The organism is Secundilactobacillus mixtipabuli, from assembly GCF_002217925.1.
GTDB lineage: Bacteria > Bacillota > Bacilli > Lactobacillales > Lactobacillaceae > Secundilactobacillus > Secundilactobacillus mixtipabuli.
Window position 1 is genome coordinate 1 of sequence record NZ_BCMF01000013.1, and the last position, 18,883, is coordinate 18,883.

An 18,883-nucleotide genomic window follows, 5' to 3' on the forward strand; every position below is an offset into this window, starting at 1 on the left:
AAAAAAAAGACAAAGCATTTTAAATTTCATGGCAAAGAATTTTCATGCGGTATGGCTGGTGTGTTAGCTTGTGGTTCCTATTGTGCAGTTTGGGCTGCCGTAAATGGCATCGCAGGTTTAGCTTGCGCTGTCGTGTGTGGCGCTGCATCAGAAGGTGCATGTGCAATGAATCATTAATAAGAGGCAATTTTTATGAAAAAATATGAGAAAAATTTACTCTTTTACACGACTAAAAGTTTACCCATTTCGGGAATAATTGTTTCTGCAGGTGCTCTATTATATTTTGTTATTTATCAAAATAACTATACATGCGCAGCTGTTTTATATTCATTTATTCCGTTAATTGGCACTGTTCTAATTGCATTACCTTTCTGGATCCTTGTATATCGAATTAAGAAAGGTAATTCTCATTGATAAATAAAACCTATCTAAAGATAAATTACAAGTTCTAATGCTACACTTCAAGAAATTAAAGATGATTTATAAAAAAGTTCCAATGTAGACTTTTACATTGTCCGCAAGATAAAAGTCTACATTGGAACTATGTTAACTTTTAAAGTTTACCTGCGTGCTTTGAAAAAATACCCAATATTTGAATGTCTTGCTATGCGTTTTCCTATCTATCCGATTTATCAACAAATTCCATTATTTTAATCGCAATCACGGTTGGCAATCCGATCACTAACAGCTCGATACAAATCACCAAAAAGCTAGTAAGTATCGCCCCAATACATCTAACGGCGCCCCAACCCGTTAATTCAGGGTGCCAAGTGTCCCAAATCGACTTAAGGCCGGATCCGTGCAGCACCATCGGTACAATAACCCACATTAATAGCCCCAAGGTCGCCAGCAGCGTGATAATCCCCATCACCATAACAATAATGGTAATTGTCCGTTGTAAGGTACTCTTTTCAAGTTGGATGTAAGCTGATTCCTGAGACAACTTTTAAGAGAGCGTATAATGAATAAATCGTCTCTCAAAAGGAAGGAATTTTTACATGCCAACTCGTTACGACAAAGAATTCAAACAAAACATCATCAACCTATATAAACAAGGCGAATCAGCCGCCCAACTGGCCAGAGAATATGGCATTGGCTATTCAACCGTTCATAAGTGGATCCAGGGCCAAGCCAAAACTCAATCCGGTAAATCGCCAGACGAAATTAAAGCGATGGAAAAGCGGCTGGCTTCCCTGTCTGAGGAGAACGAAATCCTAAAAAAAGCCCTCGGCTTCCTTGCGCAGAGATAACCGATATCTTTGATTATATCCAACAAGAAAGCCAAAATTACCAGGTAACTAAGATGTGGCGAGTCATCGGGGTTTCAAGAGCGCATTACTATCGCTATAAAGCCCACAGGCCCTCAAAAAGAAGTCTGGAAGACAAAGATCTGAAACAGCTTTTAGAAAAGGCCATTAGGGTATACTCTAGTGGCCGTTTTTAATTTCGTGATGTAACTAGATTTATAGATGTTCATTAGGAGTTTCCAAATTAGACCCTGTAACAGGAATAATAGAGAATGGCAGCGACACAACTTAATAATTGTGGCCTGCTTTTTTTTAATCTATAGCTGAAAGTGGCAAAACATCATAATGTATGCTTATAAGCCATTTATTAATGTGAGTAACGAAATTAGTAGCCGTAAGCTATTAACGAAAAGCTTCGTTAACTCATTTTTTAGGCTAATTGAACGCAAAATAAGTAACCTAAATATTAATCGCATTAGTATCTCTAAACTGAAGTCCTACTCGTGATATGAAAATCCTACGTAGATCAAACAATCCCTCAGACCTCACTCAAATAATCGTCCGTTAAAAATAACGAACGTGTGCTCAGATGACGCTTATTTAACAGCTATACCAACCGATTTTTAATATTAATTACTGTCTGCACCGATACACCGGTTTCAGCTGCAATTGCACGATAGCTAATTGGGGCACCGGTTGCTTTGTTTCTTAATTGATCGACGATACGGCGGTAGATAAACCGTTTTTGTGGGTTAGGTGCGTCTGCGGCGTAAGCGGGCCGCGTCCCTCGATATTTCCCATTAGCTTTGGCGATTTCAATTCCTTGACGCTGGCGCTCACGAATTTTCTTCCGTTCCGTTTGGGCCATATAAGCTAGCAGTTCGGTTAACAGGTCAAACATAAATTTATCCATATCTGAATCGCCAGTGCGCATAGAAAGAAATGGCGCATCTAAGACTTCCATCTTAACTTGTTTGTCCCTGATCTGCTTGATGATATCACTGGCATCATCATAGTTACGACTCAAACGATCCAAGGACGCAATGACCAGCGTATCGCCCTGTCGAACATACGCAATGGCCGCCTGCAATTCTGGTCGATTCTCAGTTGATTTTCCCGATTGCTTTTCTTCGAATATTTTTTCACACTCAGCTTTTTTAAGTGCTTTGATTTGACGTGCTAAATTCTGATCAGTTGAACTAACTCGGGCATACCCAATTTTCATCACGACTTCTCCTCTCGGAATTTGACCCTACATTATCGGTAACAGATTAGACACTCAAATTAGACATTTTTAACAGATTCAAGAATCGCTTACCGTGCCCGATAGAATCTCAGTTTTTTCCTATATTCTTAGTATAACGTTTATTGTCCATTTAGGGTACACTCTGAATTTACAACTTTATCCGGATTAACTTGTAATTTGCCATTAGGTGTATTATTATGAATAACGAATAGTGACTGATTTAATTATAATTAAGGAGATAGTCAAATGAAAAACAACAAAAAAATCCTTTCTGCATTAATTGCGGTTACGTTTTTAGGGATGTCGTCTATTTCAGCTTATGCGGATAGTAATACAACGACAGGAACGGATAAAACTAGCACAGGTGTAGCTGTGAAAGACGGGACGCTATCGATTGATTCTGTGCCTTCTAGTTTGGCTTTTTCTAGTACAGTAGATGATATCGCTAATAATACGTCAACGAGTGCCAATACGACAACCTCTGATGAGTTAAAAACTACTGATGATCTAGGCAATGGAACAGACACTCATTGGACTTTGACTGCTACTCCATCCAAACTTTCTTATACTGATAGTAGTAGTAAGTCTCATGATTTGTCTGTTGCCTCACTAACCCTTGGTGGAAAAACAATCACTACCTTAGATGGAACAACTGCAACTACTGTGGCCACAGGGACTGACGAGGGAACTACCTCAACACCGATTTCCTCTTCAAATACATCAATTGATTTAAACCAAGATAAACAAGTTTATGGGCAAAGCTATACAGGAACAATTACTTGGACGTTGACTGAAAATGCAGGTACCACAAGTGCAGCATCTTAATAAATGGACTAAAATGATATTAAATACTTCAAAATATAAGTTGCTGGTTAGAATAGGGGCCTTATTAATTGTTTTGATAGGGTTCCTATTTTTTGATAACAAGGTTGCCTTTGCTATAACTAACTCTAGTTATAGTTATTCAGTTAAGGTGAAAGGGCAAAACGGTAGCTCCTCCATCGAAAAAACAGTATCGCCTAAACAACGTCTTCACGTAAAGCTTTTGTTTACTAACAGAAGTAGTACTAGACAAATAGTTAATGTTGAATGTAATACAGCATTTACGGGTGATACTGGTAATATTCAGTATAACCATACGAACGTAAAATCTAAGTTCTTGAGTAATACTCGGTTTAATAAGTTAGTGACAGGTCTTGGAACGGTTACGTTACCTGCTAATAGTACAATCGAAAAAAGCTATACAATCAAAATACCTAATCAGAAGTTTAAGGGTGTTATTGTTGGTGGATTTTATGTTAAGCAGATTTTAAATAATAATACTACTACCAAAACATCTAAAAAAAGGGCCGTTATGGGATACAAGAATGAAATTGCATATGCTATCCCTATTGTCTTAAATGAAAGCAATAAAATTATTCATACAAAATTGGTTTTAAAAAAAATTAGCTCTAGTGTTATCAATGGTAATGCGCTTGTATTGGCTAAAATAGCAAATGTTACTCCAACAGTATTTGGCCAATTATCAGTACATACCCAAATCATTAATCTAAAAAGTAAGAATGTAGTTCTTACATCCAATCAAAGCAACATGTCAATGGCTCCGCTTAGCCAATTTAATTATCATATACTATTAAATAAAAATCTTAAGTATGGAAATTACATTTTGCAAATGTCTATGCACTCTGGAAAGCGCCATTGGAAATTTAGCAAAGTATTTAGTGTTAGTAGGCAAGTTGCCAACGCTACAAATACCCATAGTCATCATAAAAATAGTAACTCTTGGTGGGTGCTAATTATAGCAGGAGTAATAGTTGTCATCCTACTTGTAATCGGTGCTTATTACTTGGGTAAAAGAAACCCTAGTAGGGGAGGATAAATCGTTAGGGTGTTTGCGGAAATGATTTTACCAAAATTGGATGTAAGCTGATTCCTGAGACAACTTTTAATAGAGCGTATAATGAATAAATCGTCTCTCAAAAGGAAAGAATTTTTACATGCCAACTCGTTACGACAAAGAATTCAAACAAAACATCATCAACCTATATGGTAGATTGTAAAATTAATCCGAACACTGTTCGGACAAAAAAGATCAGCTTCCTTTAAAATGGTGTTTACCACAAACCCATTTTTTAGGAGCTGATCTTTTGTCTAGTATAACCTATTCTGAACGAATTAAAATTGAAACCTTTTGTGAGCTAGGACTGACCAATATCCAAATGGCTGAGCGGTTAAAACGATCGCCGTCTACGATTTCTTATGAATTATCTCGTTGTCAACCTTATCAAGCTGAATTAGCACAGGCCAACGCTGAATATAAACGGGCGCATTGTGGCCGAAAAACTAAACTGAATGCCAAATTAAAGCAAACCATTCTAAACGGTAGCGTCAAGAATCTTGTGTAAATGAAATGCCTTCGTACATATAATATGTATCTAACTCAAATAAATGATGCTTCCAAGGTGTCCTGGAGTCCTTTAAAGCCTCGGTGGATCCGCTTCAGAGACTTCTCGTTATAAGCATTAAACTGAGAAACCAGGAATCGATCCAGTGAATCTTCCGTTGGAAATTGTTCTTTGCGGTGGGTGGTGCGCTTGAGATGCTTGTTAAAGTTCTCAATCAAGTTAGTGGAGTAGAGTGATTGCCGAATGGCTGGTGGAAAGTCCATGAAAGTGAGCAGATTCGGCATTTTAAGCAGATCTTTGATTAACTTGGGATAGGTACGATGCCAGTTGTTGGCGAACTCATTCAGTTTCAGTTCGGCTGCTTCACGATTGGCAGCCCAATGAACTTGTTTAAAGTCATTGATCACGGCCTTACGGTCTTTCACCCGAACTTTGTTTATCAAATTACGCCCAACATGAACCAGGCAACGTTGTCGTTTAGCTTTGGGAAAATGCCGATTTAAGCCTTCATCCAAACCAACTAACCTATCGGCCACAAACAACAGCACATCTTTGACCCCTTGCTTAATCAGGGTTCCCAGTAATTCAGTCCAGATCCCAGTTGATTCCGTCGGCGCCACTTGGTAGTTCAGCACTTCTTTCGTACCATCTGGACGAATGCCAATCGCAATATGAACCGCTTCTTTTTGAACGGTATCCCGCTTTAACGGCAAGTAAGTGGCATCTAAGAAGATAGCCGCATATTGTGAAGCCAGTCGACGTTGCTGGAAAGCTTGAACCTGTTCATTGACGGCTTTAGTCATGTTGGAAACCGTGGCTTTGGAGTAGTGAGCACCGTACATTTTCTCAATGAGTTCGGCAATTTCAGCAGTGGTAATTCCCTTGGTATACAACTGAATAACCGTTGTTTCTAAATTATCACTGTGCCGACCGTAGGCTGGCAAGGTATGATTTTCAAACCGGCCATTGCGATCTCGAGGAATGGTTAAGTTAAGTTGGCCGTACTTCGTATTAAACGAGCGCTCATAACTGCCGTTGCGGTTATTACCAGTGTTAATCCCAGCGTATGAGTAGCGTTCGTAACCCAAAAACTCTGCCAATTCAGTTTGAAGCAGCTGGTTGATGGCGATTTCAAGGTGGTGACGAAAAACTTCGTCCAAATCTTGTTTTTGGGCTAGTGCAGCGATAATTTCTGTGGTAAGTTCATTCATGGGGAATGCCTCCTGTGATGTTTTCTGTGGTTACTAAATATCATAAGGGAAGGCATTCCCTATTTCTATACAATTTAGAAATCTTTTATGCGTTTACACAAGATATTTTACGCTCTCGATATGAATGATGTTGACAGAAAAACTAGCATTAGAGACCTCCTTATTATATATAGTAAAGGATACTAAACGAAATAGATTAAGGTAGATTACAAATTTAATCCGAATTATTTGCAATTTAAAACGTAGTCTCCAATATTGTATTTAGTATGCCTCATAGGAATGCACTCTGATTTATGTGGCCCCCTTCAAATTGGAATTTGTAATCTAACATAAACGGCTTATTAATCACGCCTAACCGGCTCTTCAGGTTGTTTTTCAGGGTATATTTTTTCTGGATTTATTTGGGGAGTTTCAGGTGGAGTCTTTACTGGAAATCTTTGTGGTAATTGCTTTTTAGGCTTTTCTATTGGTATATGAGGAGTAATTTTGTTTGGGTGTTTTTCCAAAAGTGATATCATTAGCTATGCCTCCTTAAATTCTTCTTGAATGGAGTGTCGTCTTTTAAATCAGAGCGATGTTGATACCATTTTTCCGCTTGTTCCGTAGCAATTGAAATGGCCCGCTTATCGTCATAATTTTTTTCTTTAAGCGCATTTGCGATCTCAATAGCTTTTTTTCGAACCACTTTTTTCAAATTTTTCATTGATGGTGGGTAATTTTGTTCATTCCAAGGCATTTCAATAACCTCCATTCATATGATTTTAGATATGGAAAAGAGTATATAGATTATTTGTTATATATTAAATAAGATTACAGCATGTTGGTAAGCGTTGTCAAAAAAGTTGCTTTAGTTTCAACCGATAGTCACTAGACTCATATTTTAACTAAGAAATAGTATCCATGTAATTTGCCCCAAAAAGGTTTCTAATTATAAATTTCGAACTAGACATTGAATTATGATGATATTTTACGCTCTCATTAAAAGTGGTTAGGAACTTAGTTAGTGCTTCATTAACAGTCGCTGTCGTCCGATCTTTTAACCGGTATGCCCAAAGGAACCGTGATTTGCGATCGATTAAAGTTAATAAAACTGCCTTACTATGCCCACGAGGACCAACGACTGTATTTAGTTCAAAATCGCCGATGCGATTACGTTGATTAATCAGCATGGGACGCTGTTCAATTGATCGCCCCAAAGATTGATCATATTTGGATCGTTGGCGTACGCCATGTTCAGGTAGATCATTCAAGGAGAAACCAATTCTCCCCTGATTTAGCCAATTATAAATAGATTTAGTCGCTAGTTTAAATTCGTGAGCAATCATTCCTGGTGACCAGCTTAGACGTAAATGGTTGAGAATTTTTTGCTTTAACTCATCGCTCAGCTTAGTTTTCCGACCACATCGTGATCGCTTGTATTCGGCATCTGTTTGTGCTAATTCAGCCTGATAAGGTTGACATCGAGATAATTCATAAGAAATTGTTGACGGTGATCGGTTCAGCCGAACGCCCATTTGGATATTGGACAGCCCTAGTTCACAAAAGGTTTCGATTTTAATTCGTTCGGAATAGGTTATACTAGACAAAAGATCAGCTCCTAAAAGATGGGTTTGTGGTAAACACCATTTTAAAGGAAGCTGATCTTTTTTGTCCGAACAGCGTTCGGATTAATTTTACAATCTACCTTTTAATTAAAATCCATTGACTTTGTTTTAGAATGATTCTAAACTGTAATTGGATCATTTTTGTAAGTAGACTCACCTCATTGTTTTTCACCAATCTATTAGGAGGCTATATTTTTTATGTCGAAGACAAAAGTTATTGTTGTTGGTGCATCGCACGGCGGCCATCAGTCAGTTCTGGAACTTACTCACAAATACTCAGACCTAGATATTAAACTATTCGAAGCAGGAGATTTTATTTCTTTCATGTCCTGTGGTATGGAACTATATTTAGAAAACAGCGTAACGAATGTTAATGATGTCCGTAATTTTAAACCTGCAGATCTCGAAAAACTTGGGACAGAAGTATACGCCAATCATGAAGTGACAAAAATAAATCCAGAGAATAAGCAAGTTATCGTAAAAGACTTAAAATCCGGTAAAATACAGAGCTATGACTATGATAAATTAATTTTAAGCTCAGGCGTCACTCCAAACAATTTACCAGTTCCTGGTCATGAACTAAAAAACGTTTATTCAATGCGCGGCAAGGATTGGGCAGAGAAGATCAAAGCAAAATTATCTGACCCAAATGTCAAAAATATTACTGTTATTGGCGCGGGTTACATTGGGATTGAAGCTGCCGAGGCCAGCATCAAAGCTGGCAAAAATGTTACATTAATCGATATGATTAATCGGCCTTTGGGTAACTATCTAGATACTGAATTAACAGATATCTTATCAAAAGAATTGACCAACAAGGGAGTTCAAGTTGTCACTGGTGCTAAGATCGAAAGCTATGAAGGTCTTGAAGCAGTTTCTGCTGTTAAGACAAGCGATGCAGAATATCCGAGTGACTTGATAATTCAAGCTGCTGGAGTAAAGCCTAATACTGATTGGTTAAGGGGAACGGTTGAACTAGATAAGCGCGGGTGGATTAAAACTGACAAATATTTGAGAACTAATCTGCCTGATGTCTACGCCATAGGTGATGCGGTATTGGCCTATTCAATTCCTGCCCAGAAGGACATGCCGATAGCTTTAGCCACGGTTGCCCGGCGCGAAGCCCGTTATGTAGCGGAACACATCTTTGAGAACACACCATCTATACCATTTTCAGGAGTAGTTGGCTCATCAGCATTAAGTGTTTTCGACTATCACTTTGCCACATCAGGTCTGAATATGACCACAGCCCAAAAGGCCGATATTGAAATTCACACATCCTTTTACAAAGACACTTTGCGTCCAGCTTATGTTCCTATGGAGAAGGGAAATACAGAGGTCTACGTAGAGCTAGATTACAATCCAAACACGCATCAACTATTAGGTGGTGCTGTATTGTCAACTTATGATATCACTGCCCAAGGTAATGTTATTTCATTAGCCATCCAACAAGGATTAAAATTGGAAGATTTGGCCGAAGCTGACTTTTTCTTCCAACCAGGCTTTGACCGACAGTGGAGCCTATTGAATTTAGCAGCCCAACATGCTCTTGGTGAACTTGAGTTTACAAAATAAAAAATTTTAAAGATCACTTACAGCTTGCTGTTTACAATCTATCATGAAACCTTTTACGGATCGGCTGCAAGACATTGCCCAAAGTATGAAGGATAGCAGCCAGCGAATTGAACGGTTGTTTGATTCGCAAACTACCCTACGTGAAGACTTTATTGCTAGTAGAAGTGAGCATAAGGTTATCAACGAACGCCTAGACAATGTTGAAGGCGATGTACGTGAACTCAAAAGTAAATAGTGCTAGGATTAAGTTAATCCTTCAAGATTGACACAACCAAATGACCACTCATCTCATTACGAGGTGGGTGGCCTTTTTTGTGTACATTCTGCTTCATTTAAACGGACAAGTATACGTCTAAAAAGTGAACGTGTCGTCTGAGAGAATAGGAGACTAATCTCCTATTCTCCTTTTTGGTTTATCATTCGAATTATATTTTCACGGTCACGGACATCTACATTTTTCTCTAGATAAATATTTGCCATCTCACGAACGAGATCATACATTTTCACATCTGTTACGTAAGAAATTGTTTTTACTAATTCGTAAACTGGAGGATCAACCTTCAGTGTCTTCCGCTGATAGCTCTTATATTTAGAAGCGTCTAAATCTCTTGAAACGTTAGCTTTTTTTTGAATGGTAACCTGCTGATTATTATTTCGCTTGATCAAAGCCACTGACAGTCATCGCCTTTCCTTTGCTTGTAAGCTTGTTACCAGTTATAAACTGATGAGCATAAGTGAAATTTTCTATATCTCCTGTATTTTCAAAGGACTTGATTCTTAATTCCAGTTCAGAGAATATATCAGCAAATAGTCCCCAAACGCGCTTGTCATGGTAATCTTCAAACTGAATTCCCTGAGCTGCATACCACTCCAATCTCGCATGGTTATTTACAATATTATTGAATACATTGTCTTTTCCAAAATATTCAATTGTTTCTTTTACGATTCTTTGATGAAGCGGACGTTTAGCCTGTAGCAAGACTGGAAGTATTCCGGCAACTTGAAAATGAACTTTATCCCCAAAATCGTCTGCTAATGTTTGAAGATATGTTAAGACAAGACGTTTAGACCCATCGAAAGCAAATTGTTGTGTTTCCTGAATAACGATAATGTAATCAGCACATACCATGGCGTTGTCAACTTTAATATCTGTCGAAGGAGGAACGTCGATAAATATGTAGTCATATCTATCTTTTATTTTGTTTACTAGCTTGCTAAGATAAAAAGTTCGATCACTTATACTGGAAAATTTATTATCAAGGAAATCTCCAAATTTTCTTGTGTCGTAATCGGAGCCAATTAAATCCAAGTTATCAGAAAGAGAAACAATCCCTTTTTCTAAGGAACCATCTTCTATACAGCTCATGAATGATTGATTAAATGTCAAAACTTGAAATGTTTTAGCTAAGAACTGTGTTGCATTTCCCTGCAAATCGGTATCTATAACTAAAACTTTTTTGTTGTAAAATGAAGAGGCAACAACAGCTTCCATGACAGTATCGGTTGTTTTTCCAACGCCGCCCTTTTGCTGAGCGTTTACAATAACATATCCCATTTGGACACCTCACTTATGTATTTAATGCAATAGTACACTTTTACATTAAATAAAACAAATTAAGGAGACTAGTGTACTAGTGTACTAATCCCCTTGTCTCCTTATACACTAAGAGATTAGGAGATAAAAGCATAAAGCTGTTAAATATAGACCTGTTTTTGTATAAAAGGGGCACTAGTACACTAGTCTCCTTGTCTCCTTTTATCCTAGTGTACTAGTCTCCTTTTAAACATTTTGAAAAAGGAGACTTTTACGATTTGCCTTTACAATTGGCATAAAAGCGTCTATTATTAGTTGTGCAATTAAAACAGAACATAAAAAAACACCCACCAACTGGAATTGGTGAGCGCCACACATAAAAGTCATATTGTTTAACGACTATTATAACATGGCCGGTGCGATTTTTAAAGCCCTAGGGGACAAGCTGGGGTCTAAATCCAAGGGGACACGTTTGCCAGTGCGACTTCAATAAGTCTGGCTATACCACAACAAGGTCATCTGTACGGCTGGGTGGTGAATGGTGAGCGCGACCATTAACGGCGCGGGTGGTAAAATGAAGCTTCGGCTTGGTGCCATTGATTAGTTGGTGATCGAACAAAAATAAATACGTATCATCAACGCCTACTAGGGCGTTTTTTAGTAGGCTAAACCGAAAACGTAGGTTTATAATGAGTGGTGGTAGCAATACCGCAATTGTACAGACAAGCGACGGGCGTTAACGACCGACGAACTAAGGGGAAACTTTTAGTTAGCAGAATTGTACTCTGGTTCAGTTATTTCAAATAGCTGTTTCCAGGGAACAATTCTGCGCTCAAAACGTCACTCCCTCTAAACTGAATGGAAAACCGTAACCCGTCAAGACAAATTCCAAAGAAAGTTGGTGGAATTGTTGAAATGTAAGGATTACATTGTTCCCTTGAATCCTGATGAACTTAATAAGAGAATAATCTACCGAAGTTCAGTCAGGATTACGAGTCGGCAAAGGAATCAAGTAAAGAGAGTCTTGCATAGCCAAGGGTATGAAGGAAAGATTGTAGGTATTCGATATACCCGTGTAAATTACAAGTATTCATTCAGAGTATTGGTGAAGTACCAAGGAAATGTGGGTCAGTTTCTAGTTAATACAAAGAATGAGACTATTCGATTTGATGGAATGGTCTAGGAAAAAACTAAGTGAATTTCACAAAGACAGTTTCCCCAATTAAAGCCAATCTAAGACCTAGACCACTTCTTTTTAAGGTGGTTTCACAAACGGAAAATAACGGAATGTGGAAGTATCGGGATAGCTGGGGGTTACTTGGGATAAGCCGCCTTATGTGAAGTAGAAATTGGTATACTAAAAAAGGCTCCCGGTTTAACACTGGAGGCCTTTTTTCTAGGTTACATATTTTGAGGATGAATGTTTTTTATCTTCGTAGCTTTTACTTGGGTGCTGTAACATGACTGCTTAGTTTTTGGTGCCGTACCCCGCAACAAATGCGGCGCTTCATTGGCATTATCTTAAATGCTAAGTACCGAGTTGAGAAAGATCACAAAGATATTGGCGTCATAATCCCACTTGATGATGAAGAACTTAAACCGCTAATGACTAAAGCCTTGAGACGCTACTTTAACGTCCTAAGAAGTAATGAGAAGCACATCAAGAACGTGGAAAATTACCTGTACGGCACCATGCAAAACCTATTTGGTGTTTGGTGGAATAAACAAGCGGCTAGAGAATATGCGGCCAAACACCCCGAAGAAGAAAAGTCGGCCGACAACGATAACAGTGGGTTGTACTACTAGTCCTAAAAGGCTGCAAAATCCTTTATAAGCGGTTTTAAGACTTACTAACATCTTTATGCTTAAGCTAGATTTAAATGGCTTAAACAGAAGAATAGGGGCTTTTAAATGAGTGCCAGAGCTACCCAGCTCAAAAATTCAGCCTTTAGATCAACGCCAAGCTCAAGTGATTTGAGGCCAGGGCTTTATCTATTGATAAGGTACTCAAAAGGTAGTATAATGGTAGTAGCAAAAGACAGGAGATGAGACAATCATGGCAGTTAAGGAAAAGAAACGGGTCCAAGTCAAGATTGATAAAGATTTGGCCGATGATACCGAAGCAGTTTTAAGCGAATTGGGCTTAAATCCAACCACGGCCATTAACATGTTTTACAAGCGGATTGTTGCTAATGGTGCTTTACCTTTTAATGCGTCTTTAAGCGAAGAAGAAAGAGCTAATTTACGCTTTTTAAAGGCGACCGAAGGGACACCAGTCACCGAGTTCAAAGACGCTAAAGAGGTCGCTGATTGGCTTAACGATCCAGATGAGGACTAATGACTTAGTCAGCCTATACGTTAGTTTTGTAGAAACTAACGGTGGCAAGTCTCGGCCAGTTTTAATTCGTCGGGTATTAGAACAGACGGTCGAGGCTTTTAAAATTACTAGTCAGTATGAAAAGAAGTCGGCTTATATCAAGCAACAATATTATCCGATTCAAGATTGGCAATCCGCTGGGTTGAAGAAACCTTCCTGGGTCGATCTTGGTAATATTTATCGCTTTCCCAAAGCCGGTTTAAACTTTAAAGAAATCGGTCATTTAAGTAAGCTAGATCAAAATAAAATTTCAGATTTTACGCTTGACCTAAAATCAAAAAGAAGAGGTAAGGGTCAAAAGATAATTCAACAGCGATCAAGTAAAAGGAAGAACAAAGAAAGTAAAGCAGAGCTTACACAAAGAATTTAAAAACAGTTAAAAGACTTTGCTAAACACAATCCAGAAATTAAGCCAAAAAACAATCCTGAAAATAAAAACGATCGGCCTAGTTATTAGGTTGATCGTTTTTTAATTTATCCGGTTTATGGGCGTTAACATAGTCAGCAAATGTTTTTAAAAGTTCTTCGGTTTGTTCGACCGAGAGGTTATTAGCTTGAAAGTACTTTTCTAATAAAGCCCCTTTTTGAATTAATCGGCGAGAACGGGCTTTGCGGGCTTGCCGATTTTCATAGTATTTAGATTGGCGTAATTTAAAATCTTCCCGATCAATTTTTTGTTTTAAACGCGCTTGCTGCGCGACTAGTTTTTCATATTGATTAGACATGGAATTTCCCCATCTCGTATGGCTAATGATCTACGGACTTTACCTTTAAAAATTCAGAAAATTGCTTGGCTAAAAGCTTAATCTGATCGTTAGACAAATTAGCATAATCTAAATTGGCTTGACTGATGATTTGTTTACCTAGCCGTTGTTCAATCTTATTTTTTTCGTCCTTAATTTTTTGATTAAGGGCTTTTAATTTAGCTTCTTGTTTTTCTAAGTTACTTTGAGACATAACGATCCCTCCAATCATATTAGAAATAATCACCGAGACTATATCATATAAGAAACGTTAAGTCAAAGTATAAAATTTGAAATAGCGAAGCGGAAGGCATACACTAAGTTAAAGTTAAGAGAATCAGAAGACCGAGTGAAACGAGGCCAATGCGCACTTACACATAGAATTAATTCTATGTTGTGATAACCCATTAAAACCTGTATTAGAAGTCGCCGTTGGCGACAACAAAATCAAACCCCAAAACCCAAAGAAAGATGGTGATCGACATGGCAATTTTTCATATGAGTTTTAGTAATATTAGTGCTGGTAAAGGCCGGAGCGCAATTGCCAGTTCCGCCTATCGAAGTGGTGAAAAACTATTTGATGATAAAGAAGGACGAAGCTATTTTTATGCCCGTTCAGTTATACCAGAAAGCTTTATCTTAATCCCAAAAAATGCGCCAAAATGGGCAAATGACAGGCAGAAATTATGGAACGGGGTTGAAAAGAAAGATCGAAAATCAAACTCACGCTACGCTAAAGAGTTTAACGTCGCCTTACCGGTTGAACTAAGCGAAGATGAACAGAAAGCATTATTGACTAAATACGTGCAAGAAAACTTTGTTGATCAAGGTATGGTGGCTGATGTCGCAATTCACCGCGATCACCCAGATAATCCGCACGCCCATGTCATGTTAACGAACCGTCCCTTTAACCCAGATGGTTCTTGGGGACTTAAAGCAAAAACGAAGTACATTAAAGATGCAAATGGCAAACAACTTTTAACCAAAAGTGGGTTTCCAAAACAAAGGAAAATTTGGCTAGTTGATTGGGATAAAAAAGAAAAAATAACTGAATGGCGGCACAATTGGGCGGCTAGTGTTAATCAAGTTTTAGAGCAAAAAAATATTCCGGATCGGATCAGTGAAAAATCATTTATTGAGCAGGGAATAGATGATACACCAACCCAGCACGAAGGAATCAATAGCAAACGACACGAGCGAAAAGCATTTAACCAGCAAGTTGAAGAGCAAAGAAAGGCGCAAGCAAAGTATCATAATCTTGATCAAAAGATTAGAAATCATGAACATTTTGACGCCTTGACCGGTGAGCTTTCTTTCTCCGAAAAACACACAATTCGTGATCTAAGTCAGCAACTGAAAACCTATGTGGACTTGGAACACCTAGATGATAAAGAACGTATGCTATTCAATTGGAAAAATAGCCTCTTAATTAAACACGTGATTGGCGAAGATGTGGCTCAAAAATTACTCACGATTGATCAGCAGAGCATGTCGTTAGCACAAGCTAACCAATTGCTAAATAAAGTGGTTGATCGAGCAACTAAAAAACTCTATCCAACAGTTGATTTTGAGCAGACCACACTGGCACAAAGGCGTGAATTAATCAAAGAAACCAATAGCGAACAAACCATTTTTAAAGATAGTGAATTGACTGAACGGTTAGCGGATATTCGAAACGACTTACTGACCCAGCAATTATTAACGTTTACCAAACGTCCATATACGAGCTGGCAGCTAGTCAATCAGCAAGCCCAGACAATTGAGAAGCAATTAACCGCGGTACTAGCCAAACATGGACACCAATTGGACGATTTGAAGCATACTGATCGGGGCATGCTAGCCGATTATCAACCTAATGAGCTTGAATTCATTTCTAAAGCGATTAAAGATTTACGGGTCATTAGGGAAGTTAAAGATGTGGTTCAAACCCAATACAACAGTATTTTAATGACGGCTTTTCCTGACAGTGACTTAGATAAGTTAGATACGATTGACAAGGAACAAATCTATACAGCCGTGGTTTATTATGATCCAGAATTAAAGCCATTGAGTGTAGATGACCTTAGACAATTACAACACCAACCACCTGTGGTCTTTACTAATCAGCAACATCAGGCGGGGTTAAATTACTTATTAGGTAAAATCGAATTGCAGGACATCAAAGATCATCGCTTACAACGGGTCTTAAAACACGATGGTACCCGCCAACTATTTCTTGGTGAATGTGAGCAAGATCCTAAGTTGAATCACAAACAAATTGAAGCCGTGCAAACCCGCTTGAAACAGCAAGCAACTCTGTTTGACCAATATAAGCAAGAGCAAGTTAAACACTATCAAGCCATTAATTACCACCAGACCAGCCCTAAAAATTACCTAACTAACATTTTGGATGAAACTTTAATAACCATCTTATATGCCAAAAACTCAGATTATCTAAGAAAACAACAGTTGAGAGGGCTAAAAGAGACCGAGTGGGAAATGACCAAGAAACAGCGGCAACATCAAACGAGAAACCGGCATGAAGATGGCGGAATGCACTTGTAATCAAAATGTAAAATAAAATAGTATCAATGCACCCATTTAAGTGTTAAACTAAGGCTAAATTAAAGAAAGGAGAATCCGCATGTGACAAACAAACAAAAATGGCACAGTTTAGCACAAGCAAGTCGTGAACTAGGACATGGACGCAATTATGTTAGTGCTTGGCTGGGCAGACATAAAGAAGAATTTCCGGAAGAATTAATGCTTGGTTCTGGGAAAACCAAGTTAATATCTGATGAAGGCATAGTATGGATTAAGAAGCATATAAAAAAAGAGGGCGTCCTCGTCAGCAATAGCAGTGCTAACGGGGATCAGCACCTAGAAGTCGCAATTCTAGGTGTCACCCTCCTAATAATCCATTTTACAGGGCGGGTTAGGGGTAGTCTAGCACCTTTATGACTTTGACCTGATTATGCAATAAAGGAGGTGAGGCAATGAAAGTTGAAAGCTGGCAAGGCATTAAAGGTAAGTTAGTTCATGATGATCAAAAAGCCATTGTGGTTGATGATGACCAAGAATTAGCGGATCAGAAGCAATTGCAAGCGCGGTTGGCAAGTGATGGACGACCAATTGATGAAGCTCGGCAAGCCATGATTAAAAAGACAGTTAAACGACAATTTAAAATTGAGCCAATAAAACTTAGCGGTTGGTTTAATCGTCATCAAGATAGCCACAATGCTAAAAAAGTCGAGCAACTGGTGAGCGAAAAGCCCACTCATCAATATAAGCAGATCAAAAATGAAATGGCTTTTTTTGGAGAAAGCTTTTTAGAAGGCTTTTTGGGTTTCTATGGGTTAGAAGTCGATAACGCTTTAGGTCGATACGAACATAACTTGCACATCTTAGAAACCCAAGAGTTAGGCCAATCGGAAAAAGAATATTACTTAGCTACCAGCCAAAATGGGCGGGTTAACTTAGCAACCGATCCATTACCAAGCCAGCAAATTGCCGAGGAACAATTGGATAAGTTCTACAAGCGTGAACCCGAGCAAACGCAAGCAGAGTCAGTTCAGTTACGGTCACAAGAAGACGATGGAAAGGAGGAATAACATGAAATTCAACAGAATGAAAGCGCTAACAGTCAGTAGTGCCACCGCAATTTACTTGGGCTTGATGAACGCCCAGGTTGTCTTTGCCGCAGACGGTGGCGAAGTTAAAAGTAAGCTAACCAGCGCTGGGAAGACGATTCAAGGTATTTTAACCGGGTTGGTCGTGTTAGTTGGGATTTGTGTGGCGCTATTTATTATTATCAAAAGAATGCCTGACGCAGATGATCCGCGAGAGAAATCAGAGGTTTATCACGCGGTTGGTCGGGTGGCTGGTTTAGTGGCCTTAGCGGCAGCAATTATCTGGCTATTACCTTGGGTTTACAGTCTATTCACTTAATTTAAAAAGGGGCCTGCCAAATGAAGAAAGGTAAAGAGTTCATCTTCCCAGAAAACGTTGATAAAGACTACGGCATTTGGAAAGACTACACCTTAAAGGATTTTGGCGTAGCGGGACTGGCAGGACTAGTGGGATTGATCTTTATTGCGATCCCACCCTATGGTCTGATTTTAGTCCTGATAAAAATAGTGATTGTTGTCTTAGCCATGACGATTGTCATGGCTATTTTAACAATTAGGCCAGTTGCGGCGCGGAAGAATATTAAAGTGCGGGATAACTTTAAGTTGAAACGCCGCTATGCCAATAGCCAAAAACTGTTTTATTTAAAACCGAAGAAGCGAGGTGAACTAAATGCGTTTGAAGAAGAGCAAAACCGCCAATAAATCAGCGAAACTCGATTGGGATTACCAACCGCCTAAAATCAATGGTGGCAAAGAGACCATTGATAACATGAGCTTGGTGGTGGGTATGTATGGTAATTACGAAGTTACCAAAACGGGTAATCTCGTTGGCATTTTGGGAGTTAGTGGGATCAACCTTGATCTACTTAATGAAACCGAACAACAGGACGTCTTTGAGGACTATGGCGCGTTTCTGATGAGTACGTTGGGTGAAGGCGTTGATGACACGTTGCAGTTCTTAGAGCCAACGATTCCCGTCAATATGACGGCTTATCTCAATGGTCTCAAACGGCGGTATCTCGCACTACAAAAAGATCACCCCGAGCAACAGTTCAAAATTCAATTAATCGCCAGTTATTTGGACCACTTTACTAAAGTCCAGGAATCCAAAAACATGACGACGAAGCAACATCTGCTAATCGTTAAGGTGCCGATTAAGGACAAAAGCGTTAAAAGCTTAAACTTAGCCGTCACTCATTTAGACGAAAAGATCGAACAGGTTAAACGAGATATTGAAAATGCGTTAACGGACTTTGATGTGACGGCCAAAGTGCTGACTAGTCAAGAAGTCCAAGAAATTTTAAAGAACCTGATTAATTTCAATGGATAGGAG

The 18,883-nt window shown here is 38.7% G+C and carries 22 protein-coding genes and 4 pseudogenes; 16 read left to right on the top strand and 10 right to left on the bottom strand.

The genetic code is table 11. The features are described from left to right. Positions 1-177, top strand: a 177-nt coding sequence (locus IWT5_RS12485) for a putative immunity/bacteriocin fusion bifunctional protein (RefSeq protein ID WP_369688580.1), incomplete at its 5' end; no start/stop codon positions are given. 439 nt (positions 178-616) lie between these two features. On the opposite strand, the gene IWT5_RS10875 is transcribed toward IWT5_RS12485, so the two are convergent. Then, positions 617-943 carry a hypothetical protein gene (locus IWT5_RS10875; RefSeq protein WP_225360278.1) on the bottom strand — a complete coding sequence of 109 codons (327 nt, stop codon included), beginning with the start codon at positions 941-943 and terminating at the stop codon, positions 617-619. A gap of 55 nt (positions 944-998) precedes the next feature. Here IWT5_RS10875 and IWT5_RS12430 point away from each other — a divergent pair, with 55 nt between their 5' ends. Continuing rightward, entirely contained in the window at positions 999-1,250 is a 252-nt protein-coding gene (locus IWT5_RS12430) for a transposase (RefSeq protein ID WP_089109983.1), read from the top strand. Between the two features lie 604 nt (positions 1,251-1,854). On the opposite strand, the gene IWT5_RS10885 is transcribed toward IWT5_RS12430, so the two are convergent. After that, positions 1,855-2,472 carry a recombinase family protein gene (locus IWT5_RS10885; RefSeq protein ID WP_014216312.1) on the bottom strand — a complete coding sequence of 206 codons (618 nt, stop codon included), beginning with the start codon at positions 2,470-2,472 and terminating at the stop codon, positions 1,855-1,857. Positions 2,473-2,739: 267 nt separating this feature from the next. On the opposite strand from IWT5_RS10885, the gene IWT5_RS10890 reads away from it, so the two are divergent. From IWT5_RS10890 to IWT5_RS10905, 3 genes and pseudogenes are all read left to right on the top strand, one after another. Continuing rightward, entirely contained in the window at positions 2,740-3,318 is a 579-nt protein-coding gene (locus tag IWT5_RS10890) for a hypothetical protein (RefSeq protein WP_089109984.1), read from the top strand. Then, complete coding sequence (locus IWT5_RS10895) at positions 3,290-4,372, top strand: DUF3324 domain-containing protein (protein WP_089109985.1); 1,083 nt, start codon at positions 3,290-3,292, stop codon at positions 4,370-4,372. The genes IWT5_RS10890 and IWT5_RS10895 overlap by 29 nt, the downstream gene beginning before the upstream one ends. Before the next feature lie 268 nt (positions 4,373-4,640). Further along, a pseudogene (locus IWT5_RS10905) lies at positions 4,641-4,874 on the top strand (helix-turn-helix domain-containing protein); the annotation flags it as partial. Between the two features lie 59 nt (positions 4,875-4,933). On the opposite strand, the gene IWT5_RS10910 reads toward IWT5_RS10905, so the two are convergent. The 4 genes and pseudogenes from IWT5_RS10910 to IWT5_RS10920 all read right to left on the bottom strand — a co-directional run. After that, the gene (locus IWT5_RS10910) at positions 4,934-6,109 is read right to left on the bottom strand and encodes an IS256-like element IS1310 family transposase (protein ID WP_089109986.1); all 1,176 of its coding nucleotides are present in this window, start codon (positions 6,107-6,109) and stop codon (positions 4,934-4,936) included. A 341-nt stretch (positions 6,110-6,450) separates the two neighbouring features. After that, entirely contained in the window at positions 6,451-6,627 is a 177-nt protein-coding gene (locus IWT5_RS12230; RefSeq protein WP_154590010.1) for a hypothetical protein, read from the bottom strand. Further along, positions 6,627-6,845 (bottom strand): DUF2188 domain-containing protein, encoded by a 219-nt coding sequence (locus IWT5_RS10915; RefSeq protein ID WP_010579558.1) that lies wholly within the window; start codon positions 6,843-6,845, stop codon positions 6,627-6,629. Before IWT5_RS10915 ends, IWT5_RS12230 begins: the two co-directional genes overlap by 1 nt. Positions 6,846-7,077: 232 nt before the next feature. After that, positions 7,078-7,695: pseudogene (locus IWT5_RS10920) on the bottom strand (IS30 family transposase); the annotation flags it as partial. 216 nt (positions 7,696-7,911) lie between these two features. On the opposite strand from IWT5_RS10920, the gene IWT5_RS10930 reads away from it, so the two are divergent. After that, positions 7,912-9,288, top strand: a complete 1,377-nt coding sequence (locus IWT5_RS10930; protein WP_089109987.1) for an FAD-dependent oxidoreductase — start codon at positions 7,912-7,914, stop codon at positions 9,286-9,288. A 43-nt stretch (positions 9,289-9,331) separates the two neighbouring features. Beyond that, positions 9,332-9,523 carry a hypothetical protein gene (locus IWT5_RS10935; RefSeq protein WP_087717425.1) on the top strand — a complete coding sequence of 64 codons (192 nt, stop codon included), beginning with the start codon at positions 9,332-9,334 and terminating at the stop codon, positions 9,521-9,523. Positions 9,524-9,684: 161 nt separating this feature from the next. Here IWT5_RS10935 and prgO read toward each other — a convergent pair whose 3' ends face one another. Beyond that, positions 9,685-9,960 carry a DNA segregation protein PrgO gene (prgO, locus tag IWT5_RS10940; RefSeq protein WP_060416928.1) on the bottom strand — a complete coding sequence of 92 codons (276 nt, stop codon included), beginning with the start codon at positions 9,958-9,960 and terminating at the stop codon, positions 9,685-9,687. Beyond that, the gene (gene prgP, locus IWT5_RS10945; protein ID WP_060416927.1) at positions 9,938-10,843 is read right to left on the bottom strand and encodes a ParA superfamily DNA segregation protein PrgP; all 906 of its coding nucleotides are present in this window, start codon (positions 10,841-10,843) and stop codon (positions 9,938-9,940) included. Before prgP ends, prgO begins: the two co-directional genes overlap by 23 nt. A gap of 1,443 nt (positions 10,844-12,286) precedes the next feature. On the opposite strand from prgP, the pseudogene IWT5_RS10960 reads away from it, so the two are divergent. The 3 genes and pseudogenes from IWT5_RS10960 to IWT5_RS10970 form a co-directional block, all read left to right on the top strand. Beyond that, positions 12,287-12,628 (top strand): annotated as a pseudogene (locus IWT5_RS10960) (replication initiator protein A); the annotation flags it as partial. 250 nt (positions 12,629-12,878) lie between these two features. Further along, the gene (locus IWT5_RS10965; RefSeq protein ID WP_002819873.1) at positions 12,879-13,160 is read left to right on the top strand and encodes a type II toxin-antitoxin system RelB/DinJ family antitoxin; all 282 of its coding nucleotides are present in this window, start codon (positions 12,879-12,881) and stop codon (positions 13,158-13,160) included. Further along, positions 13,150-13,656 (top strand): annotated as a pseudogene (locus IWT5_RS10970) (hypothetical protein). The gene IWT5_RS10965 and the pseudogene IWT5_RS10970 overlap by 11 nt, the downstream one beginning before the upstream one ends. On the opposite strand, the gene IWT5_RS10975 reads toward IWT5_RS10970, so the two are convergent. Further along, positions 13,646-13,924: a hypothetical protein gene (locus IWT5_RS10975; RefSeq protein WP_089109990.1), complete on the bottom strand. Its 279-nt coding sequence runs from the start codon at positions 13,922-13,924 to the stop codon at positions 13,646-13,648. The pseudogene IWT5_RS10970 and the gene IWT5_RS10975 sit on opposite strands and share 11 nt — an antisense overlap. 22 nt (positions 13,925-13,946) lie before the next feature. Beyond that, complete coding sequence (locus IWT5_RS10980) at positions 13,947-14,174, bottom strand: hypothetical protein (protein ID WP_003555660.1); 228 nt, start codon at positions 14,172-14,174, stop codon at positions 13,947-13,949. Between the two features lie 251 nt (positions 14,175-14,425). Here IWT5_RS10980 and mobQ point away from each other — a divergent pair, with 251 nt between their 5' ends. From mobQ to trsD, 6 genes are all read left to right on the top strand, one after another. Further along, positions 14,426-16,486, top strand: coding sequence for a MobQ family relaxase (gene mobQ, locus IWT5_RS10985; protein ID WP_089109991.1), 2,061 nt, complete (start codon positions 14,426-14,428; stop codon positions 16,484-16,486). Between the two features lie 81 nt (positions 16,487-16,567). Continuing rightward, complete coding sequence (locus IWT5_RS10990) at positions 16,568-16,882, top strand: hypothetical protein (protein ID WP_089109992.1); 315 nt, start codon at positions 16,568-16,570, stop codon at positions 16,880-16,882. Between the two features lie 35 nt (positions 16,883-16,917). Then, positions 16,918-17,532, top strand: a complete 615-nt coding sequence (locus IWT5_RS10995; RefSeq protein WP_072540917.1) for a hypothetical protein — start codon at positions 16,918-16,920, stop codon at positions 17,530-17,532. 1 nt (position 17,533) lies between these two features. Next, a complete protein-coding gene (locus tag IWT5_RS11000; protein ID WP_089109993.1) occupies positions 17,534-17,869 on the top strand; it encodes a CagC family type IV secretion system protein in 336 nt (111 codons plus the stop codon). 20 nt (positions 17,870-17,889) lie between these two features. Then, entirely contained in the window at positions 17,890-18,252 is a 363-nt protein-coding gene (locus IWT5_RS11005) for a hypothetical protein (protein ID WP_060599176.1), read from the top strand. Next, positions 18,221-18,880, top strand: a complete 660-nt coding sequence (gene trsD / locus IWT5_RS11010) for a TrsD/TraD family conjugative transfer protein (RefSeq protein WP_089109994.1) — start codon at positions 18,221-18,223, stop codon at positions 18,878-18,880. Before IWT5_RS11005 ends, trsD begins: the two co-directional genes overlap by 32 nt. The last annotated feature ends 3 nt before the right edge of the window (positions 18,881-18,883 follow it).